Source organism: Streptomyces sp. NPDC088197 (assembly GCF_044741185.1).
Classification (GTDB): Bacteria; Actinomycetota; Actinomycetes; order Streptomycetales; family Streptomycetaceae; genus Actinacidiphila.
On the sequence record NZ_JBIUSD010000003.1, the window covers coordinates 124,819 to 149,653 of the forward strand.

General features: G+C 73.3%; 21 protein-coding genes. 15 read left to right on the top strand and 6 right to left on the bottom strand.

Features of this window, described 5'->3' with window-relative positions:
• Positions 1-17 precede the first annotated feature (17 nt).
• From ACIOC1_RS09080 to ACIOC1_RS09095, 4 genes are all read right to left on the bottom strand, one after another.
• The gene (locus tag ACIOC1_RS09080; RefSeq protein WP_355334296.1) at positions 18-728 is read right to left on the bottom strand and encodes a response regulator transcription factor; all 711 of its coding nucleotides are present in this window, start codon (positions 726-728) and stop codon (positions 18-20) included.
• Positions 725-2,149, bottom strand: a complete 1,425-nt coding sequence (locus ACIOC1_RS09085; RefSeq protein ID WP_401852935.1) for a sensor histidine kinase — start codon at positions 2,147-2,149, stop codon at positions 725-727. The genes ACIOC1_RS09080 and ACIOC1_RS09085 overlap by 4 nt, the downstream gene beginning before the upstream one ends.
• A gap of 89 nt (positions 2,150-2,238) precedes the next feature.
• Positions 2,239-2,517: a hypothetical protein gene (locus ACIOC1_RS09090; RefSeq protein WP_188282672.1), complete on the bottom strand. Its 279-nt coding sequence runs from the start codon at positions 2,515-2,517 to the stop codon at positions 2,239-2,241.
• Positions 2,518-2,673: 156 nt separating this feature from the next.
• Positions 2,674-3,465 (bottom strand): PspA/IM30 family protein, encoded by a 792-nt coding sequence (locus tag ACIOC1_RS09095; RefSeq protein WP_355334301.1) that lies wholly within the window; start codon positions 3,463-3,465, stop codon positions 2,674-2,676.
• Between the two features lie 205 nt (positions 3,466-3,670).
• Between ACIOC1_RS09095 and ACIOC1_RS09100 the strand changes: the two genes are divergently transcribed.
• The 3 genes from ACIOC1_RS09100 to ACIOC1_RS09110 all read left to right on the top strand — a co-directional run bounded on the left by ACIOC1_RS09100 (position 3,671) and on the right by ACIOC1_RS09110 (position 6,520).
• Positions 3,671-4,252 (top strand): DUF3043 domain-containing protein, encoded by a 582-nt coding sequence (locus tag ACIOC1_RS09100; RefSeq protein ID WP_355334304.1) that lies wholly within the window; start codon positions 3,671-3,673, stop codon positions 4,250-4,252.
• 238 nt (positions 4,253-4,490) lie between these two features.
• Positions 4,491-5,270, top strand: a complete 780-nt coding sequence (locus ACIOC1_RS09105) for a methyltransferase domain-containing protein (RefSeq protein ID WP_391124706.1) — start codon at positions 4,491-4,493, stop codon at positions 5,268-5,270.
• A gap of 158 nt (positions 5,271-5,428) precedes the next feature.
• Positions 5,429-6,520, top strand: a complete 1,092-nt coding sequence (locus ACIOC1_RS09110) for a S1C family serine protease (RefSeq protein ID WP_401303867.1) — start codon at positions 5,429-5,431, stop codon at positions 6,518-6,520.
• Positions 6,521-6,600: 80 nt separating this feature from the next.
• Here ACIOC1_RS09110 and ACIOC1_RS09115 read toward each other — a convergent pair whose 3' ends face one another.
• A complete protein-coding gene (locus ACIOC1_RS09115; RefSeq protein ID WP_355334309.1) occupies positions 6,601-6,810 on the bottom strand; it encodes a hypothetical protein in 210 nt (69 codons plus the stop codon).
• Between the two features lie 188 nt (positions 6,811-6,998).
• On the opposite strand from ACIOC1_RS09115, the gene ACIOC1_RS09120 reads away from it, so the two are divergent.
• From ACIOC1_RS09120 to ACIOC1_RS09175, 12 genes are all read left to right on the top strand, one after another.
• Entirely contained in the window at positions 6,999-8,183 is a 1,185-nt protein-coding gene (locus ACIOC1_RS09120) for a bifunctional adenosylcobinamide kinase/adenosylcobinamide-phosphate guanylyltransferase (protein WP_401852940.1), read from the top strand.
• 88 nt (positions 8,184-8,271) lie between these two features.
• Positions 8,272-9,444 (top strand): nicotinate-nucleotide--dimethylbenzimidazole phosphoribosyltransferase, encoded by a 1,173-nt coding sequence (cobT, locus tag ACIOC1_RS09125; protein ID WP_401852942.1) that lies wholly within the window; start codon positions 8,272-8,274, stop codon positions 9,442-9,444.
• Positions 9,445-9,535: 91 nt separating this feature from the next.
• Positions 9,536-11,290 (top strand): phosphatidylglycerol lysyltransferase domain-containing protein, encoded by a 1,755-nt coding sequence (locus tag ACIOC1_RS09130; protein ID WP_401852944.1) that lies wholly within the window; start codon positions 9,536-9,538, stop codon positions 11,288-11,290.
• A gap of 46 nt (positions 11,291-11,336) precedes the next feature.
• Complete coding sequence (locus tag ACIOC1_RS09135) at positions 11,337-12,068, top strand: hypothetical protein (protein ID WP_401852946.1); 732 nt, start codon at positions 11,337-11,339, stop codon at positions 12,066-12,068.
• 99 nt (positions 12,069-12,167) lie between these two features.
• Positions 12,168-12,962: an adenosylcobinamide-GDP ribazoletransferase gene (locus ACIOC1_RS09140; protein ID WP_401853621.1), complete on the top strand. Its 795-nt coding sequence runs from the start codon at positions 12,168-12,170 to the stop codon at positions 12,960-12,962.
• 530 nt (positions 12,963-13,492) lie between these two features.
• Positions 13,493-14,998, top strand: coding sequence for a leucyl aminopeptidase (locus ACIOC1_RS09145; RefSeq protein WP_355334322.1), 1,506 nt, complete (start codon positions 13,493-13,495; stop codon positions 14,996-14,998).
• 238 nt (positions 14,999-15,236) lie between these two features.
• Positions 15,237-16,625, top strand: coding sequence for a dihydrolipoyl dehydrogenase (gene lpdA, locus ACIOC1_RS09150; RefSeq protein WP_355334324.1), 1,389 nt, complete (start codon positions 15,237-15,239; stop codon positions 16,623-16,625).
• Between the two features lie 51 nt (positions 16,626-16,676).
• Complete coding sequence (gene sucB / locus ACIOC1_RS09155) at positions 16,677-18,518, top strand: 2-oxoglutarate dehydrogenase, E2 component, dihydrolipoamide succinyltransferase (protein ID WP_401852949.1); 1,842 nt, start codon at positions 16,677-16,679, stop codon at positions 18,516-18,518.
• 162 nt (positions 18,519-18,680) lie between these two features.
• On the top strand, positions 18,681-19,319 hold the full coding sequence (locus ACIOC1_RS09160; protein ID WP_355334328.1) for a GntR family transcriptional regulator: 639 nt from the start codon (positions 18,681-18,683) through the stop codon (positions 19,317-19,319).
• A gap of 227 nt (positions 19,320-19,546) precedes the next feature.
• The gene (gene aceE / locus ACIOC1_RS09165) at positions 19,547-22,213 is read left to right on the top strand and encodes a pyruvate dehydrogenase (acetyl-transferring), homodimeric type (protein ID WP_401852953.1); all 2,667 of its coding nucleotides are present in this window, start codon (positions 19,547-19,549) and stop codon (positions 22,211-22,213) included.
• 448 nt (positions 22,214-22,661) lie between these two features.
• Positions 22,662-23,552, top strand: coding sequence for a GNAT family N-acetyltransferase (locus ACIOC1_RS09170; RefSeq protein ID WP_391159838.1), 891 nt, complete (start codon positions 22,662-22,664; stop codon positions 23,550-23,552).
• Positions 23,553-23,671: 119 nt separating this feature from the next.
• Entirely contained in the window at positions 23,672-24,184 is a 513-nt protein-coding gene (locus ACIOC1_RS09175; RefSeq protein ID WP_355334336.1) for a DUF4240 domain-containing protein, read from the top strand.
• Between the two features lie 145 nt (positions 24,185-24,329).
• On the opposite strand, the gene ACIOC1_RS09180 is transcribed toward ACIOC1_RS09175, so the two are convergent.
• Complete coding sequence (locus ACIOC1_RS09180; protein ID WP_401852957.1) at positions 24,330-24,830, bottom strand: GNAT family N-acetyltransferase; 501 nt, start codon at positions 24,828-24,830, stop codon at positions 24,330-24,332.
• Positions 24,831-24,835: the final 5 nt, after the last annotated feature.

Below are 24,835 nucleotides of genomic sequence, written 5' to 3' on the forward strand. Positions count from 1 at the left end.
CCCGGCCGGGGGCGCGGTCAGCGGGGGTGGGGGCGGACCAGGCCCGACTCGTAGGCGGCGACGACCAGTTGGGCGCGGTCGCGGGCGGCCAGCTTGGCCATGGTGTGGTTGATGTGGGTCTTGACGGTGAGCGGGCTGACGCCGAGGCGCGCCGCGATGGCCGCGTTGGACAGCCCGCCCGCCACCTCGATCAGCACCTCCCGCTCCCGGACGGTCAGCGCGTCGAGACCGGCGACCGTACGGACCCCGGCGTCGATCTGCTGCGACACGAAACGCGCGATCAGGCTCTTGGTCGCGGACGGCGACAGCAGCGCGTCCCCCGCCGCCACCGTCCTGATGCCGCCGAGCAGTTCCTCGGGCTCCGCGCCCTTGCCGAGGAAGCCCGCGGCCCCCGCGAGGATCGCCTGCACCACGTACTCGTCGGCCTCGAAGGTGGTCAGCACCAGCACCGCGACCCCGGTCAGCTCCGGGTCGGCGGTGATCTCGCGGGTGGCGGCGAGGCCGTCGGTACGGGGCATCCGGATGTCCATCAGCACCACGTCGGGGCTTGCGGTCCTGGCCAGTTCGACCGCCTCCGCGCCGTCTGTGGCCTCCCCGACCACCTCCATGTCGGGCTCGGACTCCACCAGGACGCGCAGCGCGCCGCGCAGCAGGGCCTGGTCGTCGGCGAGGACGACGCGCAGCGGTCCCCGCGCGCGCCCGTCGGCGAGGCGGCCGGTGCCGATCATCCGGCGCTCCCCTGGGCGCGCGGCGGGACGGCCGGGGCGGCGGCCGGGTGCGGGGGCGTGGAGAGCGGGAGCCGGACCCAGACGCGGAAGCCGCCGCCGGGGCGGGCGCCGGTGCGGCACATGCCGCCGAGGGCGCTGGCCCGTTCGTGCATGCCGAGCAGGCCGTGGCCGCCGGGGGCGCCGTCGCGCGGATCGGCGGGACACGGCGGGCCGCCGTCCCCCGTACCGCCCGTACCGCCCGTACCGCCCGTGCCGCCCGTGCCGCCTGCACCGCTGCCGCGCCAGGGCCCCGGCAGCGCGCCGGACGGCAGCAGCGAGGCGGCCTCGCCGGGCGCGCCGTCGTCGTCCACCACGACTTCGAGCACGCCCGGCTCACGGCGGATGCGGACGACGGCGCCCGCGCCGGGGCCCGCGTGCTTCTGCACGTTCGTGAGGGACTCCTGGATCACGCGGTACGCGGTGAGGTCGACGCTGGCGGGCAGCGGCGGCACGGCCGGGTCGTCCGCCGCGCTCCCGCCCCGCTCCCCCGGCCCGGCACGCGCGTCCTCGCGCACCTCGTGGCCGTCCACCGCGCATTCGACGGTGACGCGCAGCCCGGCGCGCAGAAAGCCGTCGAGGAGCTGATCGAGGACGGCGAGGCCCGGCGCCGGTTCCATCGGCGCCTCGGGCTCTCCCGACTGGCGCAACAAGCCGACGGTGGCGCGCAGTTCGTGCAGGGCGGACCGGCTCGCCTCGCGGACGTGCGCGAGGGCCTGCTTGGCCTGGTCGGGCCTGCTGTCCATGACGTGCGCGGCGACCCCGGCCTGCACATTGACCAGGGCGATGTGGTGGGCGACCACGTCGTGCAGCTCGCGGGCGATCCGCATCCGTTCCTCCGCCACCCGCCGTCTGGCCTCCTCCTCGCGGCTGCGTTCCGCGCGCAGCGCCCGTTCCTCGACGGCGGCGACGTACGCGCGGCGGCTGCGGGCCGCGTCACCGGCCGCCGCGGCCATGCCCGTCCAGGCGAAGACGCCGAAGTTGGACTGCCCGTACCAGGGCCCCGGACCGCAGGACATGGCCAGCGCGGTCAGTCCGACGCTGACCAGCAGGCCGGTCACCCAGGTGGTGTGCCGGTCGGTGCGGGCGGCGACGGTGCACAGGGCGAGGGCCACCGCGAAGATCACCGGGATCCGGCCGTCCACCGGGCGCAGCGCGATGAAGACCGCGGAGAGCACACAGGTGAAGACCAGCACCGCCCACGGGACGCGGCGGCGCAGGACGAGCGACCCGCAGGCCAGCGCCGCGAGCGCGGTGTCGACCAGGCCGAGCCGGTACGTCTGGATCCCGGCCACCGTGCCGGCCAGGATCACCGCGAAGACGAGGGCGGCGAGACCCGCGTCAGCCGTCCCCTGATGCGCCCGCAGCCAACGGCTGGGGCCCACGAGAGGATTCCTCGGCGGAAGCGGATACTGCACGGTAGGCAACGGTACGGGAAGCCCGGCGCGCCCCGTACCCGCCCGGTGCCCCGCCCTCAGCCCGGGATCAGTCCGTCGTCGTTGAGCAGTTCACGGACCTCTTCGAGGCTCGCGTCCGGCGACGGCAGGATCAGTGTCGACGGCTCCAGGGAGTCGTCGGGCACCGGCTCCCCGAAGCGGCGGACCGCGTCGAGCAGGGCGCCCAGCGTGCGCCGGAAGCCCTCCTCGTCCCCGTTCCTGACCTCGGCGAGCAGCTCGTCGTCCAGCTTGTTCAGCTCGCCGAGATGGCTCTCGTCGAGCCCGACCTGGCCCTCCCCCATGATCCGTACGATCATGACGGCCTCCTCCGTAACCCTGCTGACGTGCCGCCCGGCGGCCGAGCCTGCCTGTCCTGCGTACCCCTGCGGCGCGCGTCCTGTCCACGTCCACCGCAGTCCACATCCACCGCTGGTCACGACCTACCGCCGGTCATGACCTCCTGCCGGTGAGACCTACTGCTTGTCGAACCGCGGGGTGTCCTGCGGCTCGGGCTTGGCGGCCTGACCGCCCTGCCCGCCCTCGATCGCCTGCGGCGCGCTGCCGCCGGCCAGCTCGGCCTTCATCCGCTGGAGCTCCAGCTCGACGTCGCTGCCGCCGGAGAGACGGTCGAGCTCGGACTGGATGTCGTCCTTGGCCAGACCGCTCGGGTCGTCGAGCGCGCCCGAGGCCAGCAGCTCGTCGAGAGCGCCCGCGCGGGCCCTGAGCTGCTCGGTCTTGTCCTCGGCACGCTGGATCGCCATGCCGACGTCGCCCATCTCCTCGGAGATGCCGGAGAACGCCTCGCCGATCTGGGTCTGCGCCTGGGCCGCGGTGTACGTGGCCTTGATGGTCTCCTTCTTCGTGCGGAAGGCGTCCACCTTGGCCTGGAGCCGCTGGGAGGCGAGCGTGAGCTTCTCCTCCTCGCCCTGGAGCGTGGTGTGCTGCGTCTCCAGGTCGGCGACCTGCTGCTGGAGGGCGGCCCGGCGCGACAGCGCCTCGCGGGCCAGGTCCTCACGGCCCAGCGCCAGCGCCTTGCGCCCCTGGTCCTCGTAGGTCGACGACTTCTTCTGCAACTCCGTGAGCTGCAATTCGAGCCGCTTACGGGAGGTGGCGACGTCCGCCACGCCCCGCCGTACCTTCTGCAGCAGTTCGAGCTGCTTCTGGTACGAGTAGTCGAGCGTCTCGCGCGGGTCCTCGGCCCTGTCCAGGGCCTTGTTGGCCTTCGCGCGGAAAATCAGTCCCATCCGCTTCATGACACCGCTCATGGGCCTCGCGCGCCCCCTTCTCCGGCAACTGCTCCAGCATGCCTCAGCACCTCTACAGACCCCAGCCTACGGGCCCTGGTTCCATTACCGCACTGTTCGGGTGCGGATGCGGTCATCCGTAGGGACGATCACGGTTCGGTGACCTCAGGCCCAAGGAGTAGGTGAGGGGCTGGGGCCGGGCCCGGGAACCACGTAACCTGGAGGTGTGTTCCGACGTCGTTCCGAAGATGAGCAGGTCTCGACCACCGCGGTGATCGAGGACCAGGTACGTGACCCGCAGGCTCCCAAGGGTCGCCCCACTCCGAAGCGCAGTGAGGCCCAGAGCCAGCGCCGCAAGGCCGTCACCGCGCCGACCGACCGCAAGGCGGCCACGCGGCAGGCCCGCGACGCCCGCCGCACCGAGATGGCCAAGCAGCGCCAGGCGCTGGCCGGTGGCGACGAGCGGTATCTGCCGGTCAGGGACAAGGGGCCGGTGCGCAAGTTCACCCGCGACTACGTCGACTCGCGGTTCCGGGTGGCCGAGTTCTTCCTGCCGGTCGCGGTCCTGATCCTCGTGATGAGCATCATCGGCTCCCTCCAGAGCCTGTCGCTGCTGCTGTGGCTGGTCGTGATCGTGGCGATCGTGGTCGACTCGTTCGTCACCGCGTTCCGGCTGCGCCAGCAGTTGCGCAAGCGGCTCCCCGACAAGAGCCACAAGGGCGCCGTCGCCTACGGGCTGATGCGCACCCTCCAGATGCGCCGTCTGCGGCTGCCCAAGCCGCAGGTGCAGCGCGGCGACCAGCTCTGAACGGCGGCGGATCCTGAACGACGCGAGGGCGGCCGACGCCGCCGGTTTCGGTCCGCCCGCTCCGGGCGGGGACGACCCGTCCGCCGGGTCCTTCGGCGCGGTGACGCCGTACGGGTCGGCGTATCCGGCCGGCGCGTACGGCTTCGGGACTCCGGCCGCCGGTGTGCCCGTCCCGCCCCCGGCTCCCGCCGCGGAGCCGCCCGGCGCGGGCGGCTTCTCCGGCGGCGCGGGCAACTGGCTGGCCGGGCTCGACGGCCTGCGCAACACCGTCAGGCAGGAGCTGGTCTCGCGCCAGCTCGACGAGCGCCTCACCGCGCACTTCCCGCCCAGCGGCGGCGCGCACGCCCGGCACCAGCGGTCGCTGCGCGTGCTGGACATCGGCCCCGGCCAGGGCACCCAGGCGCTGCGGCTGGCCCGCGCGGGCCACATCGTGACCGGTCTGGAGTCCGACCCGGCGATGCTCACCGCCCTGCGGGCCGCGGTCGCCGCCGAGCCGCAGGACGTACGGGACCGGATGGCGCTGCTGCGCGGCGACGGCCGCCAGACCGGCCGCCACTTCGGGCCCGCCTGCTTCGACGTCGTGCTCTGCCACGGCGTGCTCATGTACGTGCCCGACCCCGAGCCGCTGCTCGCCGCGCTCGCCAGGGTGCTGGCCCCCGGCGGCCTGCTCTCGCTGCTCGTGCGGAACGGTGACGCGCTGGCCATGCGGCCGGGGCTGCTCGGCGACTGGTCGGGCGCCCTGGGCGCGGTCGGCGCCACCGGCTACACCAACCGGCTCGGCCTGACCACCCGCGCCGACCGGCGCGAACGCCTCACGGCGACGCTCGCCGGGATCGGTGTGCCCCTCCAGGCGTGGTACGGGGTGCGGGTCTTCACCGACACCGCGCCGGACGGCGCGCGCCCTCCGCAGGACCCGCACGAGCTGGCCCAGCTGCTCGACGCGGAGGAGGCCGCCGGGCGGACCGATCCGTACCGCGCGGTGGCCGCGCTGCTGCACCTGTGCGGCGTGCGCTGCTGACCGCGCCTGCGTGAAGGTTGTCCGTACGGAGGTCCGCGTGGAGGCCCGAGTGAGGTCCCGCGGGGAGGCCCGGGCGGAGGACGGTGTCCCGGCGGGGGCGAGACCCGTTTGGCCGTGCGGGCCGGGTCAGGGGCAGCCGCAAACGCGACAATTCAGGCATGAGTGGATCGCGTACCCCTTGGCACCGCACCCGGTTCCTGCTGCCCGGCGCCGCCGCCGTCTGCGCGACGGCGATGTTGGCCTCCGGTTGCAGCTCCGACTCCGGCTCGGCGGCGAGGTCGGCCCCCGCCACGGTGGCGCCCGCGGCCGACACGTCCTCGTCGGGGAGCAACGACCTCCAGACCTCGTACGAGAACACCGTGAAGAACGTGCTGCCGTCGGTCGTGCAGATCACGACGAACTCCGACCTCGGCTCCGGGGTCGTGTACGACGACAAGGGCGACATCGTCACGAACGCCCATGTGGTCGGCACCGCGAAGAGCTTCCAGGTCAACCTGGCCACCGGCGGCAAGGCGCTGGCCGCGACCCTGGTGGCGACCTACCCGGCCGAGGACCTGGCCGTGATCAGGCTGTCGTCGCCGCCGAGCGGTCTGCACCCGGCGAGCTTCGCGGACTCCTCGAAGGTGGCGGTCGGCCAGATCGTGCTGGCGATGGGCAATCCGCTGGGGCTGTCGAGCAGCGTCACCGAGGGCATCGTGTCGGCGACCGGCCGCACCGTCAGCGAGGGCGCCACGGGCGGCGGGACCGGCGCGACCATCCCCGACATGGTGCAGACCTCGGCGTCGATCAATCCGGGCAACAGCGGCGGCGCGCTGGTGAACCTCGCCAACCAGGTCATCGGCATCCCCACGCTGGCCGCGACCGACCCGCAGCTCGGCAGCGGCTCGGCGCCCGGCATCGGCTTCGCGATCCCGTCCTCGACGGTCACCCGGATCGCCGGCCAGATCATCAAGGACGGCAAGGTCGTGGACTCCGGCCGGGCGGCGCTCGGCATCACCGTGCGCGGCGTCGTGGACAACGGGCTCCAGCCCGCGGGCGCCGCGATCGTCTCGGTGACCAAAGGGGGCGCCGCCGAGAAGGCCGGGCTCAAAACTGGCGACGTGATCACCAAACTGGGCTCGACGCCGATCACCACGGCGCAGACGCTGACCGAGGCGCTGGCCTCGTACAAGCCGGGCGACAAGGTGCGGGTCGGCTACGAGCAGGACGGGGCGGCGAAGACCGTGGAGGTCACGCTGGGCTCGCTGTGAGCGCGGTACGGCATGACGACGGCGGTGCCGCACCCCGTGCGCGGGTGCGGCACCGCCGTCGTTCCGGACAGGCCCCGAGGTCAGTCCTCGTCGCCGTGCAGGCTCATCGGGCCGTAGATCTTGGTGTCGCCGTCGAAGAGGTGGACCTGGTCGGTGCCGCCTTCCAGCAGTTCCTTCCAGACCTCGCCCACCCAGGACTCCGCGTCGCCCTGTGTGGTGAACTCCTCGGGCTGCACCGCGGGCTGCACCTCGGTGCCGTCGGCCTTCTCGAACCGCCACGTCCACGCCATGTGTGTCTCTCCTCGGTCCCGTCGGTCCACCGTGCCGCCCGCACTCCCGTTCCCGCCGCCGCGAGCTGCGGGGATCACCGGGCGCGTGCCGCCTGCACCGCAGCGTATCGGGAGTCCTCGCCGTATCGGGAGTCTCCGCATGGCGGACCCCGCGCGCCCGGCGCGGCAGGACGCGAGACGATCGTCCCGTGGAACTGACTCTGCTCGGCACCGGCGGCCCCGAGGGGCTGCCGCTGCCCGACTGCCCTTGCGCGGCGTGCGCGCTCGCCGTCGGCGCGGGCGCGCGCGGCGCGACCGCCGTTGTGGTGGACGGTGTGGTGCTGCTCGACCTGACGCCCGGGGTGGCGCTGGCCGCGGCGCGGGCCGGGCACACGCTCGGCGGGCTGCGCCTGGTGCTGCTCTCGCACCCGCACGACGGCCCGGCCGTGGAGATCCCGCCGGGGCTGCCCGCCCCGACCCGCGTCCCCGACGGGCAGCGGCTCGCGCTGATCACCGGGCACCATGTGCGGGCCGTCGCCATGGACGCGCCCGGCACCGGGTACGCCGTCGAGTCCCCCGACGGGCTGCGCGTGCTCTACCTCCCGCCGGGCGGCGCGCCCGCCGGGACGCCGGACGGGCAGGTGCCGTACGACCTCGTCCTGCTCGACGCCGTCGGACGGCCGGACGCCCTCGCCCGGCTGCGCGCCGCGGGCGCCGTCGGGCCGACGACCGACGTGGTCGCCGTCCACCTCGACCACGGGGCGCCGCCGCGGCCGGAGCTGGGCCGACGGCTGGCGGCCCTCGGGGCCCGCGCGGTCCCCGACGGTACGACGCTGACCGTCGGGGACTACCAGGAGGTGCCGGACATCCCGCGCCGGACCCTCGTGCTGGGCGGGGCCCGCTCGGGCAAGTCCGCCGAGGCCGAGCGGCGGCTGGCCGGTTTCCCCGGGGTCCTCTACGTCGCCACCGGGGGGTCTCGCGACGGCGACGACGAGTGGGCCCGCCGGGTGGCCGCCCACCGCGAGCGCCGGCCCGCCTCGTGGCGCACCGAGGAGACCTGCGACCTCGTCCCCCTGCTGACCGCCCCCGGCCCGCCCCTGCTCATCGACTGCCTCGGCCTCTGGCTCACGTCCGTCCTCGACAAGGCCGACGCCTGGGCGCCGGGGGCTTCCCTCGACGAGGTCCGCGGCCGTACCGCCGAGCTCGTCGCCGCCTTTCGCCGCACCCCGCGCACCGTCGTCGCCGTCTCCAACGAAGTCGGCTCCGGCGTCGTCCCCTCCCACCCCTCCGGCCGCCTCTTCCGCGACGAGCTCGGCCGTCTCAACGCCGCCGTCGCCGCCGAATCCGAATCCGTCCTCCTCCTCGTATCCGGCCTCCCCCTCCCCCTCCGCTGACCCCTTCGCCCGGACGGCGAACCGACCTTCTAGCGGCGCGGTGAACCCGTGAGGCCACGCCGGCGAGGCGACCGGTAGGGTTCCACGGGTGAGCGGCATCGACTTGGACGACTTCGGCTCCCTCGTGGAGCGGCCCGACGCTGGGGTTCGACGCGACTCGCAGGAGCGCTGGCAGAAGCTGGTGCGTCCGGCGGGAGGGCTGGGGAAACCGGCCGAGCTGGCGGACTGGCTGGCGGCGGTGCGCGGCGAGGTGCCGACCGGGCCGATCGCGGCGCCGCGTGCGCTGATCTTCGCGGCCGACCACGGCGTGGCCTCGCTGGAGGTGTCGGCGCGGAAGGCCGGTACGGCCACCGAGTTGGTGAAGGCGGTGCTGGACGGCACCGCACCGGCCAGCGTGCTGGCGCGCCAGTACGGCGCGCACGTCGACGTCATCGACATGGCGCTGGACTGCGACCCGTCCGAGCTGCCGGACTACGTGACGGCGCACCGCGTGCGCCGCGGCTCCGGCCGGATCGACATCGAGGACGCGCTGACGCGGGAAGAGGCCGAGCAGGCGTTCCGGGTCGGCATGACCGTCGCGGACGAGCAGGCGGACTCCGGCACGGACCTCGTACTCCTCGGCGACCTGAGCGTCGGCGGCACGACGCCCGCCGCCGTACTGATCGCGGCGCTGTGCGGCACGGACGCCTCCGTCGTCACCGGCCGCGGCTCCGGCATCGACGACCTCGCGTGGATGCGCAAGTGCGCCGCGATCCGTGACGCGCTGCGCCGGGCCCGCCCGGTCCTCGGCGACCAGCTCGCGCTGCTGGCCGCGGTCGGCGGCGCCGACTTCGCCGCGATGACCGGCTTCCTGCTCCAGGCGGCGGTCCGCAAGCTCCCGGTGGTCCTCGACGGAGTCGTCAGCGCCGCGTGCGCGCTGGTCGCCCAGCGGATCGCCTTCCGGGCGCCGGACTGGTGGCTGGCGGGTCACGCCAGCGGCGAGCCGGGCCAGGCGAAGGCGCTGGACCGGATCTCCCTCGAACCGCTGCTCGACCAGGGCGTGCACCTCGGCGGCGCGGCCGGCTCCCTGCTGGCCCTCCCCCTCCTCCAGGCCGCGGCGGCGCTGTCGGCCGAACTCCCGTACCCGGCGGAGAAGCCGGACCCGGAGCCGGAGAAGGACGCCGAGGACACCGAGGAAGCCAAGGACGCCGAAGAGGCAGAACCGCAGGCAAAGGCCGAGACGGAGCCGGCGCCGCAGCCGGAAGCCGACCCCGCCTCGTAACCGAAAAGCCCCTCGGCGGAACCGTCCCCGCCGAGGTGCGAGCGGCCCGGCGCGACCCCAAATCGGGCATTACGTCATAAAATCCCCTCCTATGGGAACGGGCAGCACCACCAGCACACAGCCGCGCCCTCACGCGTGTCCGGGACGCGCGGCCACCTTCGCCGTCCGCTACCTGCGCACCGTCGCGTGCGTGAATCTCCTCGGCGCCGTCTGGGTCTCCTTCGGCCAGGACATCCGCCGCCACAACGTCGAGGACTACTTCACCCCGTACCTGCTGAGCGCGGGCTTCACCTCCGGCGCCTTCGCCCTCTTCCTGGCCGCCACCATGCGCCGCCGCAAGCGCGCCGCGTGGATCCTCAACCTCGTGCTGTGCGGGCTGTTCCTGGCCGCGCTGTCGGTCAGCATGGTGTGGCCCGACATCCACCGGCACGCGCAGAACTGGATCTCGCTGGCGCTCACCGCCGCCTTCCTGGCGGCGCTGCTCGTCGGCCGCGGCGAGTTCCGGGCGAAGGGCGACCCCGCCAACCCGCGGGACGCGGCCCTGGTGGCCGCCGCCGGTCTGCCGCTGGCCGCGCTGCTCGGCACCGCGCTGGTCACGGTCACCAACGACGACCAGGGCGCGGGTTTCGGCGACTGCCTCGGCTACGCGGTCCTGCGGCTGGTGTCCCTGGTGCCGGACGACAGCGGCTCGCTGACCATCTCCACGCCCGGCTGGGTGGACGTCGTCATCAACGCCATGAGCGCCCTGCTCTTCCTGCTCGTGCTCTTCGTCGCCTTCCGCTCGCCGCGCGGCCGGGCGCTGCTGTGCCCGGCGGACGAGGAGCGGCTGCGCGGCCTGCTCGACCGGCACGGCGACCGCGACTCGCTCGGCTACTTCGCGCTGCGCCGCGACAAGAGTGTCATCTGGTCGCCCAGCGGCAAGTCGGCCATCGCCTACCGGGTGGTGGGCGGTGTCTCGCTGGCGTCCGGCGACCCGATCGGCGACCCCGAGGCGTGGCCCGGCGCCATCGAGGCGTGGCTGGCGGAGGCGGCGGGGCACGCGTGGGTGCCCGCCGTGATGGGCGCGAGCGAGGAGGCCGGTACGGTCTACGCCCGGCACGGCCTGGACGCGCTGGAGCTGGGCGACGAAGCCATCGTGGACACCGCCGAGTTCACCCTTGAGGGCCGCGCGATGCGGACGGTCCGGCAGGCGTACAACCGGGTCGCGCGCTCCGGCTGCACCGTACGCATCCGCAGGCACGCCGACATCCCGGCCGCGGAGATGGCGGCGCTGCTGGAGCGGGCCGACCGGTGGCGGGACGGCGGCACCGAGCGCGGCTTCTCGATGGCGCTGGGGCGGCTGGGCGACGCGGGCGACGGGCAGTGCGTGATGGTCGAGTGCCACGACGGCGACGGCGTGCCCAGGGCGCTGCTGAGCCTGGTGCCGTGGGGTCCGCGCGGGCTGTCGCTTGACCTGATGCGGCGTGACCGGGGCGCGGACAACGGGCTGATCGAGTACATGGTGATCGAACTCGTCCAGCGGGCGGACGAGGTCGGCGTGGAGCAGATCTCGCTGAACTTCGCGATGTTCCGGTCGGTCTTCGAGCGCGGCTCACGGCTCGGCGCGGGGCCCGTCCTGCGGGTGTGGCGGTCGCTGCTGACGTTCTTCTCGCGCTGGTGGCAGATCGAGTCGTTGTACCGGGCGAACGCCAAATTCCGCCCGATCTGGGAGCCCCGCTATCTGCTCTTCGGCAAGTCCAGCGAACTGCCCCGGATCGGTATCGCGGGCGCCCGCGCCGAGGGTTTCCTCGAAGCGCCCAGAATGCCGTCGCCGCTGCGCCGCAGAGAACGGTTCACCGCCAAGTGAGGGGCCCCGCGCGGGCCGCCGGGGGGCCCGGCCCCGCGGAGGCGCGGTGAGCGCGTCCGACAAGGTGCGGCAGTTCGCGCGCGCCGAGTGGGGGCAGATGGCGTACGACGTACGCGACCGGCTCTGGGCGCGCGGGCTGCGGGCGATTCCGCTGACGCTGTGGTCCTGCGTGGGCATCCTCTGCCTCCAGCTCGTCCAGCACGCGCAGGGGCCGAGCGACTGGGTGGACCGGCTCGGCGGCATCTACTGCACCCTGCCGTGGTGGAAGGCGCTGCTGCGCACGCCCCTGTCGCTGTTCATCCCCGATCCGACGCTGCCGATCTGGGGACTTGTCATCCAGGTCGTGGTGGTCTTCGGGATCGCCGAGACGACGCTGGGCGCGCGCCGGACGCTGGCCATCGCGCTGTACACGACGCTGGCCGGCACGACCTTCGCCCGCTACTCGTACTGGGTCGGCCCCGACGGCTTCCTCGGGCTGCCCGTCGCCGAACTCATCGGCCGCGACACCGGGCCCTCCGCCGCGGTCGTCGCGCTCGGGGTGTACGTCGCCTGCCGGTACCACGCCTGGTGGACGGCGGCGGCCGTGGCCATGTCCATGGTCATCGAGGTGCTCGCCCTCGCCAATCTCGCCGGTTACGAGCACCTGACCGCGATCATCGCCGTCCTGCTGCTCTTCGCCGTCGAGACCTGGTGGGCGCGGCGGCGGCGCCGTACCGATTCCTCCGGGGACGGCCCCTCGGGGGCCGGCGGCGACGACCACGCCGACCTGGTGCGCTGAGCCCGCGGCCACGCTGACCTGGCGCGATAGCCTCACGCGGTGACCGAACCCGAACCCGAGCCCGTGTCCGGGCCCTTGCCCGAGCCTTTGTCCGAGCCCTTGCCCGAGCCCGGCGGCAGGGCGACCGTCGGCGACGCCCTGCGCTTCGCCTTCGGCACGCTCAGCGTGCTTCCGGTGACGGTGACGCGCTGGGACCGGGCGGCGGCGCGCGGCGGGATGCTGGCCGCGCCGCTGGTCGGCGCCGTCGTCGGTCTCGGCGCCGCGCTCGGCGGCGGCGTCCTGACCGCACTCGGCGCGAGCTCGCTGCTCGCCGCCGTCGGGGCGGTCGCCGTGCCCGCCGTCGCCACTCGCGGCCTGCACCTGGACGGGCTCGCCGACACCGCCGACGGTCTCGGCAGCGGGCTGCCCGCCGAGGGGGCGCTGCGCGTCATGAAGCAGTCCGACATCGGGCCCTTCGGCGTCCTCACCCTCGTGCTCGTCCTGCTCGCCCAGACCGCCGCCCTCGCCTCCTGCTACGCGCACGGCTGGCGTTACGGCTGCACCGCGGCCGTGCTGTCCGCCGTCCTCGGCCGCGCCGCCATGACGCTCGCCTGCCGTACGGGTGTACGCGCCGCCCGGCCCGGCGGCCTCGGCGCCGCCGTCGCCTCCGCCGTGTCCCTGCGGGGGGCCTGGTCGGCCGGCGTCCTCTGCTGCGCCCTCGCCTGCGCCGCCGGCCTCCCCTTCGGCGGCCTCACCCCCCTCCGCGCCGGCCTCTCCGCCGCCCTCGCCCTCCTCTGCGCCGAACTCCTCCTCCGCCACGCCGTCCGCCGCCTCGGCGGCACCACCGGCGACGTTTTCGGCGCCCTCTGCGAAACCGCCACCACCACCTCCCTCCTCCTCCTGGCCCTCCGCTGACCCCCTCCGGGCCGTGCGGTGACCCGCGACAGCGTTCCCCGCGCCCCTGACCCAGGACGTGCCCCGAAGGGGCGCGAGGAACTGCGCGGGCAACCCACCACCGGCCGGTGGCCCGGCGACAACCGAACTGCCCCCCGGGGCGTGCGGTGACCCGCGGCAGCGTTCCCAGCGCCCCTCAAAAGACCGGCCCACCACCCGGACAAAAGACAGTGCGCCCCACCAGGGGCGCGGGGAACTGCGCGATCAGCCCCACCGGCGGGTGATCCGGGGACAACCGAACTGCCCCGCCGAGGCGGGTCATGACCTGCCGAAGCGTCGTGGGTGAGCGCGCGCACGCGGCGGCAGGTGGGGGGCGGGGAGGAGTGGCGGGAGAGGGGTGGGTGGGGGAGCGCGCCGCAGGCGTAGGGTCGGGGATTGGGCAACGGGCGCGTGCCGCCCCGCTGATGTGGCGGAATACGATGCCCGGGGCCGGGCCGGGCCAACCAACCGGCCGCAGCACAGGACCTCGACCGAATAGGACCCCCTCCACCGTGACTGCTCTGACACTCAGTACCTCCTCCGCCGCAGCGTTGCGTGCGGACGCCGTCGTCGTGGGCGTGACCAAAGGGGCCAAGGGCCCCAAGGTCGCACCGGGGGCGGAGGCGGTGGACAAGGCGTTCGACGGAAAGCTGGCCGCCGTACTGGAGACGCTGGGCGCCTCGGGTGCGGACGGCGAGGTGACCAAGCTCCCGGCACCCGCGGGCCTGAAGTCCGCGGTGGTGGTCGCGGTCGGCCTCGGCGACACCCCCGAGGACGGCACCGGCTTCGACGCCGAGGCGCTGCGCAGGGCCGCGGGCGTCGCCGCCCGCGCGCTCGGCGGCGCGAAGAAGGCGGCGTTCGCGCTGCCCGCCGCCGACCCGGCGGACCTGGAAGCGGTCGCCACCGGCGCGTTGCTGGGCGCGTACGCGTTCACCACGTACCAGGCCGAGAACGGCAAGGGCACGCTCGGCGAGGTCGCCGTGACCGGTGCCAAGCCGCGCGACAAGGCGCACAAGGCCGCGGCGGCCCGCGCCGTCGCGGTGGGCGCCGAGGTGAACCGGGCGCGCGACCTGATCAACACCCCGCCCAACGACCTGAACCCGAAGGCGTTCGCCGCCGCCGTACAGGCGGCGGGCAAGGAGCACGGCCTCAAGGTCGAGGTGTTGGACGAGAAGGCGCTGGCCAAGGGCGGCTACGGCGGCATCCTCGGCGTCGGCCAGGGCTCGGCGACGCCGCCGCGGCTGGTCCGGGTGGCGTACACCCACGCCAAGGCGACCCGTACCCTCGCCTTCGTCGGCAAGGGCATCACGTACGACTCGGGCGGCATCTCGCTGAAGCCGCCGGGGCACAACGAGACGATGAAGTGCGACATGAGCGGCGCCGCCGCGGTGTTCGCCGCGGTCGTGGCGACCGCGAAGCTCGGCCTCGAGGTCAATGTGACCGGCTGGCTCGCGCTGGCCGAGAACATGCCGGGCGGCGGCGCCACGCGCCCCGGCGACGTGCTGAAGATGTACAGCGGCACGACGGTGGAGGTGCTGAACACCGACGCCGAGGGCCGTCTGGTGCTGGCCGACGCGCTGGCCCGCGCCTCCGAGGAGGCCCCGGACGCGATCGTCGACGTGGCGACGCTGACCGGCGCGATGGTGCTGGCGCTGGGCGAGGGCCGGTTCGGCATCATGTCGAACGACGACGGCTTCCGTACCCGGATCCACACCGCGGCGCTGGCCGCGGGCGAGGACTCCTGGCCGATGCCGCTCCCCAAGGAGCTGCGCAAGACCTTCGACTCCCCCACCGCCGACATCGCCAACATGGGTGTGCGGCCGGGCGGCGGCCTGATCGCGGGGCTGTTCCTGAAGGAGTTCGTCGGCGAGGGCATCACCTGGGCCCACCTGGACATCGCGGGCCCCGCCTTCCACGAGGGCGCGCCCTTCGGCTACACCCCCAAGGGCGGCACCGGCACCGCGGTCCGCACCCTGCTCAGCCTGGCCCACCAGGCCGCGGACGGCGATCTCCTCTGACCGCCGCGCCGCACCCTGCTCCGAACAGGTGAGATAGGTCACTTACGGCCCCGGACGGCGCGTCCGGGGCCGTATTCGACGGGTCTCACCCCACAGGCCGATGACCCGTCCGCCGCGAACAAGTGCGAAGATGTGGTTCGGCACGACAGGGCCCCCTTTTAGACAAAGCGGCCGAACCAAAGCCGCCGCCCGGTCATGGTGGACCGGCTCCGGCGAACCCATGCATGGAGGACGTGACGTGGCGAACGACGCCAGCACTGTTTTCGACCTAGTGATCCTCGGCGGCGGCAGTGGCGGCTACGCAGCCGCGCTGCGTGCCGCGCAACTGGGACTGGACGTCGCCCTGATCGAGAAGAACAAGCTCGGGGGCACCTGTCTGCACAACGGCTGCATTCCCACCAAGGCGCTGCTGCACGCCGGTGAGATCGCGGACCAGGCTCGCGAGAGCGAGCAGTTCGGCGTGAAGGCCACCTTTGAGGGCATCGACATCGCGGCCGTCCACAAGTACAAGGACGACGTGATCGCGGGCCTGTACAAGGGCCTCCAGGGCCTGGTGGCCTCGCGCAAGGTGACGTACATCGAGGGCGAGGGGAAGCTGTCCTCCCCCACCTCGGTGGATGTGAACGGCCAGCGGATCCAGGGCCGGCACGTCCTGCTCGCGACCGGTTCCGTACCGAAGTCGCTGCCGGGCCTGACCATCGACGGCGACCGGATCATCTCCTCCGACCACGCGCTGGTCCTGGACCGGGTGCCGCAGTCGGCGATCATCCTGGGCGGCGGCGTGATCGGCGTCGAGTTCGCCTCGGCGTGGAAGTCCTTCGGCACCGACGTGACCATCGTCGAGGGTCTGCCGCACCTGGTGCCGGTCGAGGAGGAGAACAGCTCCAAGCTGCTGGAGCGCGCCTTCCGCAAGCGCGGCATCAAGTTCAACCTGGGCACCTTCTTCCAGAGCGCCGAGTACACCGACAGCGGTGTGAAGGTCACCCTGGCGGACGGCAAGACCTTCGAGGCCGAGGTGCTGCTGGTCGCCATCGGCCGCGGCCCGGTCTCGCAGGGCCTGGGGTACGAGGAGCAGGGCGTCGCGATGGACCGCGGCTATGTCCTGGTCGACGAGTACATGCGCACCAACGTGCCGACGATCTCGGCCGTCGGCGACCTGGTCCCGACGCTCCAGCTCGCGCACGTCGGCTTCGCCGAGGGCATCCTCGTGGCGGAGCGGCTGGCCGGTCTCAAGACCGTGCCGATCGACTACGACGGTGTCCCGCGCGTCACGTACTGCCACCCGGAGGTCGCCTCCGTCGGTATCACCGAGGCGAAGGCCAAGGAGCTGTACGGCGCGGACAAGGTCGTCACGCTGAAGTACAACCTGGCGGGCAACGGCAAGAGCAAGATCCTCAAGACGTCCGGCGAGGTCAAGCTCGTCCAGGTGCGCGACGGCGCCGTCGTCGGCGTCCACATGGTCGGTGACCGGATGGGTGAGCAGGTGGGCGAGGCCCAGCTCATCTACAACTGGGAGGCGCTGCCCGCCGAGGTCGCGCAGCTCATCCACGCGCACCCGACCCAGAGCGAGGCGCTCGGCGAGGCCCACCTGGCCCTCGCGGGCAAGCCGCTGCACTCGCACGACTGACCCTCCTCCACGCCACCCCATCCGCACAGATCGTTAGGAGTAACCGCAACCATGGCGGTTTCCGTAACCCTGCCGGCGCTCGGCGAGAGCGTGACCGAGGGCACTGTCACCCGCTGGCTGAAGGCCGAGGGCGAGCGCGTCGAGGCCGACGAGCCGCTGCTCGAGGTCTCGACCGACAAGGTCGACACCGAGATCCCCTCCCCCGCGTCCGGCGTGCTCGCGTCCATCAAGGTCGCCGAGGACGAGACGGTCGAGGTCGGCGCCGAGCTGGCCGTCATCGACGACGGCAGCGGCGGCGGCGCGCCCGCGGCTGCCCCGGCTGCGGCGGCCGAGCCCGAGCCCGCCCAGGCGCCGGCGGCTCCCGAGGCCGCCCAGGCACCTGCGGCTCCCGAGCCCGCTCAGGCGGCTCCGTCCACCGAGCAGGCGGCGCCCGCGCCCGCCCCGACCGCCGAGGCGGCCAGCGGTGGCGGCGGCGCGAGCGGCACCGACGTCGTCCTGCCCGCGCTCGGTGAGTCCGTCACCGAGGGCACCGTGACCCGTTGGCTGAAGGCCGTCGGCGAGAGCGTCGAGGCCGACGAGCCGCTGCTCGAGGTCTCGACCGACAAGGTCGACACCGAGATCCCGTCGCCGGTGGCGGGCACCCTGCTGGAGATCCTGGTCCAGGAGGACGAGACCGCGGAGGTCGGCGCGAAGCTGGCCGTGGTCGGCGCCGCCGGTGCCGCCCCGGCCGCGGCGCCCGCGCCCGCGGCCCCGGCTCCCGCCGAGGCACCCGCCCCGACTCCGGCTCCGGCCCCTGCGGCTCCCGCCCCCGCCGCCCCGGCTCCCGCACCGGCCGCTCCGGCCGCTCCGGCACCGGCCCCCGCGCCTGTCGCCGCCGCTCCGGCTCCCGCGCCCGCCGCGCCCGCGCCCGCCGCTCCGGCACCGGCGCCCGCTCCGGTGGCCCCGGCTGCCCCGGCTCCCGTCGCCACCAGCGGTGACGACGGCGCCTACGTCACCCCGCTGGTCCGCAAGCTCGCCTCGGAGAGCGGCGTGGACCTCGGCTCGGTGCGCGGCACCGGCGTCGGCGGCCGCATCCGCAAGCAGGACGTCATCTCCGCCGCGGAGGCCGCCAAGGCCGCCGCGTCGAAGCCGGCGCCCGCCGCGGCCCAGAAGGCGGCGCCCGCGGTGTCGCCGCTGCGCGGCCAGACGGTCAAGATGACCCGGATGCGCAAGGTCATCGGCGACAACATGATGAAGGCCCTGCACTCGCAGGCGCAGCTCACCAGCGTCGTCGAGGTGGACCTGACCCGCGTGATGCGGCTGCGCAACGCGGCGAAGGACGCCTTCGCGGCCCGTGAGGGCGTGAAGCTGTCCCCGATGCCGTTCTTCGTCAAGGCGGCGGCCCAGGCGCTGAAGGCCCACCCGGTCATCAACGCCCGGATCAACGAGGACGAGGGCACGATCACCTACTTCGACTCCGAGAACATCGGGATCGCGGTGGACTCCGAGCGCGGTCTGATGACCCCGGTCATCAAGGGTGCGGGCGACCTCAACATCGCCGGTATCGCCAAGAAGACCGCGGAGCTCGCGGGCAACGTGCGGGCCAGCAAGATCACCCCGGACGACCTGGCGGGCGCGACCTTCACGATCAGCAACACCGGTTCGCGCGGCGCGCTGTTCGACACGGTCATCGTGCCGCCGAACCAGGCCGCCATCCTCGGTGTCGGCGCGACCGTCAAGCGCCCGGTGGTCGTCGAGACCCCCGACGGCACGGTCATCGGCGTCCGGGACATGACGTACCTGGCGCTCTCCTACGACCACCGGCTGGTGGACGGCGCGGACGCCGCCCGTTACCTGACGGCGGTCAAGGAGATCCTCGAAGCGGGCGAGTTCGAGGTCGAGCTGGGCCTGTAAGGCCGCACACGGGCCTGTACGGCGTGTACGAAGGAGCCCCCGTCCCTCTTCCGGGACGGGGGCTCCTTCGCGTCCCGGCGGGCCCCCGCAGCTGCCTGCGGGGAGGCAGCGCCGCTTCCTGGTCGTATCGTCTATGTCACGCAAACCGTGAAGGAGCGCCCCATGGCCCCTGCCGTCGTCCAGCACCTGGTCGTCCACAGCCTGCGTGAGCAGATCCGGGAGCACATCCTCGAAGGCATCGTGAGCGGGCGCTGGAAGCCGGGCGAGCGGATCGTGGAGCGCCGGATCGCGGTGGAGCTCCAGGTCAGCCAGACGCCGGTGCGGGAGGCGCTGCGGGAGCTGGAGACGCTGCGGCTGATCGAGTCCGCGCCCAACAAGGGCGTACGCGTACGGAGCCTGACCGCCGCCGACCTCAAGGAGAGCTATCCGGTGCGCGCCGGGCTCGAACAGGTCGCCGCGGAACTGGCCGCGGCCCGGCTCGCCGCCGACCCCGCCGCCCTCGAGCGCGAGGTGGCCGCCCTGCGCGACGCCGACGCAGCCCTGGACAGCGAGGCCCAGGTCAGACACACCGTCGCCTTCCACCACGAGCTGGTGCGCGCGGCCGACAACGCCGTATTGCTGCACGCCTGGGAGTCGCTGGGCATCGAGGTCTGGACGACGCTGTCCATCCGCTGGCTGAGCCCGGAGCCCCGCCCGTACGCGGCCGAGCACCAGGACATAGTCGACGCCTTCGTACGCCGTGACCCGGACATCTGCGGTCTCATCAAGTCCCACGTCCTGAGCTGCGCTCCCCAGGTCTGACGACATCCCCCGCGGCCCCGGCGGCCGGCGGTTTCCGTGACATGCAAGGCCACAAGGCCGAGGCACCCCGTGCCTTAAGGTCTGGCACCCCGTGCCGTCTTGGAATTACTGGCCCGGAAGCCATTGATCGATCATCGATCGTCGGCGTATCGTCGTCGGTGGGGAACAGCCCTGTCGTGCCGACAAGCGCATTCCCCACCCCCAACCTCCGTTCGAAGGCGGCACCCATGCCCGACGACGTACGCCCCCCGCGGGGCCAGCTCGACCAGATCCCGGACCGCGACCCGGAAGAGACCTCGGAGTGGCTCGCGTCGCTGGAGGCGGTCGCCAAGGCGGCCGGTCCGCACCGGGCCGCGTATCTGATGCGTCGCACCCTGGAAAGCGCCGGGGCGGGCGTCGGGCTTCCGTCGCTGCTCGAAACCGAGTACATCAACACGATCCCGACCTCCGCCGAGCCCGCCTACCCGGGCGACGAGGCACTGGAGGCGCGGATCACCGCGTGGAACCGGTGGAACGCGGCGGCCATGGTCACCCGCGGCAGCCGCCTGGGCCTCGGCGGCCACATCGCGACCTTCGCCTCGGCGGCCTGGCTCTACGAGACCGGCTTCCAGCACTTCTTCAGGGGCAAGGAGGGCGCGGGCAGCGGGGACCAGCTCTACCTCCAGGGCCACGCCTCCCCCGGCATCTACGCCCGCGCGTTCCTCGACGGGCGGCTGACCGAGGGCCAGCTCGACCGCTTCCGCCAGGAGGCGAACGGCGACGGCCTGCCCTCGTACCCGCACCCGCGGCGGCTGCCCTGGCTGTGGGAGTTCCCCACCGTCTCGATGGGCCTCGGCCCGCTGTCGGCGATCTACCAGGCGCGGTTCAACCGCTATCTGGAGCACCGCGGCATCAAGGACACCTCGGACTCCCACGTGTGGGCGTTCCTCGGTGACGGCGAGATGGACGAGCCCGAGTCGACCGCCGCCCTGGCGCTGGCCGGCCGCGAGGGCCTGGACAACCTCACCTTCGTCATCAACTGCAATCTCCAGCGGCTCGACGGCCCGGTCCGCCCCAACTTCAAGATCGTGCAGGAGCTGGAGTCCCAGTTCCGCGCGGCGGGCTGGAACGTGGTCAAGTCGCTGTGGGGCGCGGCCTGGGACGACGTGCTCGCCCAGGACGTGGACGGCGCGCTGCTCAAGCGGCTGCGCGAGGTCCCGGACGCGCAGTTCCAGACGTACGCCACGCGCGACGCGGTCTATCTGCGCGAGCACTTCTTCGGCGCGGACCCCTCGCTGCGCACCATCGGCGCCCGGCTGACCGACGCCAAGCTGACCGAGCTGTTCCAGAGCTCGCGCGCGGGGCACGAGCCGCGCAAGGTCTACGCGGCCTACCGCGCGGCCGTCGAGCACAAGGGCGCGCCGACGGTGATCCTGGCGCAGACCGTCAAGGGCTGGACGCTGGGCGCGGGCTTCGAGTCGCGCAACGCCAACCACCAGATGAAGAAGCTGACGGGCGCTCAGTTCCGTACGATGCGCGACCTGTTGGAGCTGCCGATCCCGGACAGCGCGCTGGACGCGGACGTGGTCCCGTACTGGCACCCCGGGGAGAACTCGCCCGAGGTGCGGTACCTGCGCGAGCGGCGGGTGGCGCTCGGGGGTCTCGCCCCGGCCCGCAAGGTGGTCGCCAAACCGCTGCCGCTGCCGCCGGACAAGGCGTACAAGGCGCTGGAGAAGGGTTCGGGCACGCAGGAGATCGCCACCACGATGGCGTTCGTGCGGCTGGTCAAGGACCTGATGCGGGAGAAGGAGACCGGCCGCCGCTGGGTGCCGATCGTCCCCGACGAGGCCCGCACCTTCGGCATGGAGTCGCTGTTCCCGTCCGCGGGTCTGTACTCGCCGAAGGGGCAGACGTACGACCCGGTCGACCGCGACCAACTCCTGTACTACAAGGAGGCGAAGGACGGTCAGATCCTCAACGAGGGGATCACCGAGGCCGGTTCGCTCGCCGACTTCACGGCCGCCGCGACCGCGTACGCGACGCACGGCGAGCCGATGATCCCGTTCTACATCTTCTACTCGATGTTCGGCTGGCAGCGGACCGCCGACCAGTTCTGGGCGCTGGCCGACCAGCTCGGCCGCGGCTTCGTGATCGGCGCCACCGCGGGCAAGACCACGATGACCGGCGAGGGCCTGCAACACGCCGACGGCCACTCGCACTTGATCGCCTCCACCAACCCGGCGGCGCTCTCGTACGACCCGGCGTTCGCGTACGAGGTCGCGGTGATCGTCCGCGAGGGTCTGCGGCGGATGTACGGGCCGGACGCCGAGGATGTCTTCTACTACCTGACGGTCTACAACGAGCCGAAGGTGCAGCCCGCGATGCCCGAGGGCGTCGAGGACGGCATCCTCAAGGGCCTCTACCGCTTCCAGCAGGCGCAGGACCCGGCGGCGGACGCGGCCAGGCTGCAACTGCTGGCGTCCGGCACCGCGATCCACTGGGCGCTGGACGCGCAGCGGATACTGGCGCAGGAGTGGGGTGTGGCCGCCGACGTGTGGTCCGCGCCGTCCTGGACCGAGCTGCGGCGCGAGGCGCTGGAGTGCGACGCGGCCCGGCTGCGCGGCGAGGAGCGGGTGCCGTACGTGACGCGGGCGCTGGAAGGCGCGCCGGGTCCCGTGGTCGCGGTCAGCGACTGGATGCGGGCGGTGCCCGACCAGATCGCGCAGTGGGTGGAGCAGGACTGGACGTCGGTGGGCACCGACGGCTTCGGCCTGTCCGACACCCGCGACGCGGCCCGCCGCCACTTCGGGGTGGACCCGCGGTCGCTGGTGGTCGCGGCGCTCGCCGCGCTCGCCCGGCGCGGCGACATCAAGCCCGAGACGGTCAAGGAGGCCGCCGAGCGGTACGGCCTGTAAGGCCGATGGCGGACGGGCGCGGTACGCGTCCCGTCCGCGCCCCGAACAGCCCTGGTACGGCCGCGCGCGGACCTTCGCACCCCGCGCGGCCGTATCCGCCTCAGAGAATATTCATAGGTTTCAGCAGACGTTTCCGGCCACCCCCGAGTCACCCCGTGCCACCGGCCGCGGCGACCCTCCGCAGAGCCCGCGAAACCGCGCGCGGCCCGTACCGTACGGGATGTGCGGCGGTACGGGTGCGGCCCGGTGGAACGCGAGAGGTGCGTGAATCGGCTAGCGCCCGCTCCCGTCCTGGCCGGAAAGAGATTGCGGGCGCATACAGCTACCGGCTACGTTCCCTCGGATGCCACCAAATCCCAGCCCTCTGACGGCTCCGACCGCCGAGGATTTCCGCGCCTGGCACCGGGTGCAGTCGGCCGCTCTCGCACACGACCGGCCAGGTGAGCCCGTGCTGTCCGCCACCGCCCTCCAGGCGAAGCTGACGACGACGGGGAACCGCAGCAGGCTGCTGCTGTGGCTGGTGCGCAACGCGAACGAGGAGCCGGTGGCCACCGCGACCCTGCGGCTGTTCAGCGAACCGGGGCGCAGCCACCTCGCCGAGGTCAGGATGACCGTCCACCCCGCCTACCGGCGGCTGGGCACCGGCTCGCGGCTGCTGTCCACGGTGACCGAGGCCGCGGCCGAGGCGGGCTGCCGCAGCGTGGTCACCGAGGTCATGGCGGGTACCCCGCACGAGGGATTTCTGGCCACCCGCGACTTCCATCCGGTCCTGCGGCTGACCTGGCAGCGGCTCGCGCTCGACGACGTACCCGACCGTATCCACAAGCTCCCCGACGTCCCGCACCCCGGCTACCGGCTGACGTCCTGGGACGGGGTCGTCCCCGACGCGCTCGCCGAGAGCTTCGCGGACGCCCGGCGCGCCATGGACGACATGCCGACCGGCGCCATGGACTTCGGCGAGGTGCGCTGGGACGTGGCCGCGGTCCGCGAGGCCGCCGAGGTGATCGCCCGGCGCGGCGAGCAACTGCTGACGGTCGCCGCGGTGGACGCGCTCGACGGCTCCGTCGCCGGTTACACCGAGCTGGTGATCCCGGCGGAGGGCGCGGGCACCGCCCAGCAGTACGACACGGCCGTCCTCCCCGCGCACCGCGGCCACGGCCTCGGGCTGTGGGTGAAGGCCGAGATGCTGCGCCGGGTACGGGAGGAATTCCCGCAGCTCACCGCCGTGCAGACGGACAACGCCGACGACAACCGGCACATGCTGGCCCTCAACACCGCGCTCGGCTTCCGGCCGCTGCGCCGCACGGTCGAGTACCAGCTCACCCTCGGTCGGCGCTGACCCCCCGGACCTCGTACAGTGGGCGACCCACCCCGCACGGATGGAGTCCGTAACGACACGGGCGCATCCGGGGCACTCCGCGTGCGGGTGCGCGCGGCAACCGGGAAGCTGGACCAGTGATGGACGAGACGGAGTTCTGGGAGATCGTCGACCGTACGCGAGAGGCGGCGGACGGCGATCCGGAGGAGCATGCCGACCTGCTGATCGAGCGGCTGGCCCAGCTCGACCCGGATTCCGTGGTGGACTTCGCCCGGCACTTCGAGACCCGGTTCGTCCGGGCCTTCCGCTGGGATCTGTGGGGCGCCGCCGACATCATGCTGGGCGGCGCGGACGACGAGTCCTTCGACTACTTCCGCTGCTGGCTGATCGGCCAGGGTCGCCATGTCTTCGAGGGCGGTCTGGCCGCCCCCGACGACCTGGCCTTCCTCGTCACCGAGTTCGACCCGGAGACGGACGGCGACGCGGAGGATCTGGGCTACGCGGCGGACGAGGCGTACGAGCAGCTCACCGGGGTCCGGCTGCCGGACCTCGAACTCGCGCAGCCGGAGCAGCCGGAGGGCGAGTCGCTGGACATGGACGACGAGCGGGCGATGGCGGAGCGGTATCCGCAGCTGTGGTCGCGCTTCGGCTGAGCCGGCTCTGGCGGCGCGGTTCTGTCGGGTTCTGTCGGTTCTGTCGGTTCTGTCGGCGCGACTCTGTCGCTCGGCTCGGCTCTGTCGGCGGGGCTCTGTCGACGGGGCACCGTCGGCTCGGTTCTGGCGGCGCGGTTCTGTCGGCTCAGACCGCCGTGAGGTCGACCGCCCGGCCCATCAGGACGTCGTCCACGTAGGCGCCGTCCAGCAGGAACTCCCCCGGCAGCACGCCCTCCACGGCGAAGCCGACCGACTCGTAGAGCCGCCGGGCCGGGGCGTTGTGCCCCAGCACCCGCAGGGTGATCCGAACGGCGCCCTGCCGCCGCGCCTCGGTGACGGCGGCGTCCATCAGCGTGCGCGCGATGCCGCGCCCGCGCGCCCAGGTGTCGACGGCCAGACCCTGTATCTGCCGCACATGCGCGTTGCAGGCCAGGGCGGTCGGCGGGGCCAGCTTGAGATATCCGGCCAGCCGGCCCTCGGCCTCGGCGACCAGGACGTACCGGTGTCCGTCGGGCGAGCCGTAGAAGGCGGCGCCGGGCGCCGGTGCTGGCTGTACGGAGTGCAGCGGGGACCAGGTACGGGCGTCGAGGGCCGCGAGGGCGGAGTCGTCGGCGCGGGTCGCGGGCCGGACGGTCGCTGAGGTCATGCCGG

Excerpts from the sequence above, each read along its gene's own strand:
- ACIOC1_RS09080 (WP_355334296.1), bottom strand. The coding sequence starts at position 728 with ATGATCGGCACCGGCCGCCTCGCCGACGGGCGCGCGCGGGGACCGCTG.
- ACIOC1_RS09090 (WP_188282672.1), bottom strand. The coding sequence starts at position 2,517 with ATGATCGTACGGATCATGGGGGAGGGCCAGGTCGGGCTCGACGAGAGC.
- ACIOC1_RS09095 (WP_355334301.1), bottom strand. The coding sequence starts at position 3,465 with ATGAGCGGTGTCATGAAGCGGATGGGACTGATTTTCCGCGCGAAGGCC.
- ACIOC1_RS09110 (WP_401303867.1), top strand. The coding sequence starts at position 5,429 with ATGAGTGGATCGCGTACCCCTTGGCACCGCACCCGGTTCCTGCTGCCC.
- ACIOC1_RS09115 (WP_355334309.1), bottom strand. The coding sequence starts at position 6,810 with ATGGCGTGGACGTGGCGGTTCGAGAAGGCCGACGGCACCGAGGTGCAG.
- ACIOC1_RS09130 (WP_401852944.1), top strand. The coding sequence starts at position 9,536 with ATGGGAACGGGCAGCACCACCAGCACACAGCCGCGCCCTCACGCGTGT.
- sucB (WP_401852949.1), top strand. The coding sequence starts at position 16,677 with ATGGCGGTTTCCGTAACCCTGCCGGCGCTCGGCGAGAGCGTGACCGAG.
- ACIOC1_RS09160 (WP_355334328.1), top strand. The coding sequence starts at position 18,681 with ATGGCCCCTGCCGTCGTCCAGCACCTGGTCGTCCACAGCCTGCGTGAG.
- aceE (WP_401852953.1), top strand. The coding sequence starts at position 19,547 with ATGCCCGACGACGTACGCCCCCCGCGGGGCCAGCTCGACCAGATCCCG.
- ACIOC1_RS09175 (WP_355334336.1), top strand. The coding sequence starts at position 23,672 with ATGGACGAGACGGAGTTCTGGGAGATCGTCGACCGTACGCGAGAGGCG.
- ACIOC1_RS09180 (WP_401852957.1), bottom strand. The coding sequence starts at position 24,830 with ATGACCTCAGCGACCGTCCGGCCCGCGACCCGCGCCGACGACTCCGCC.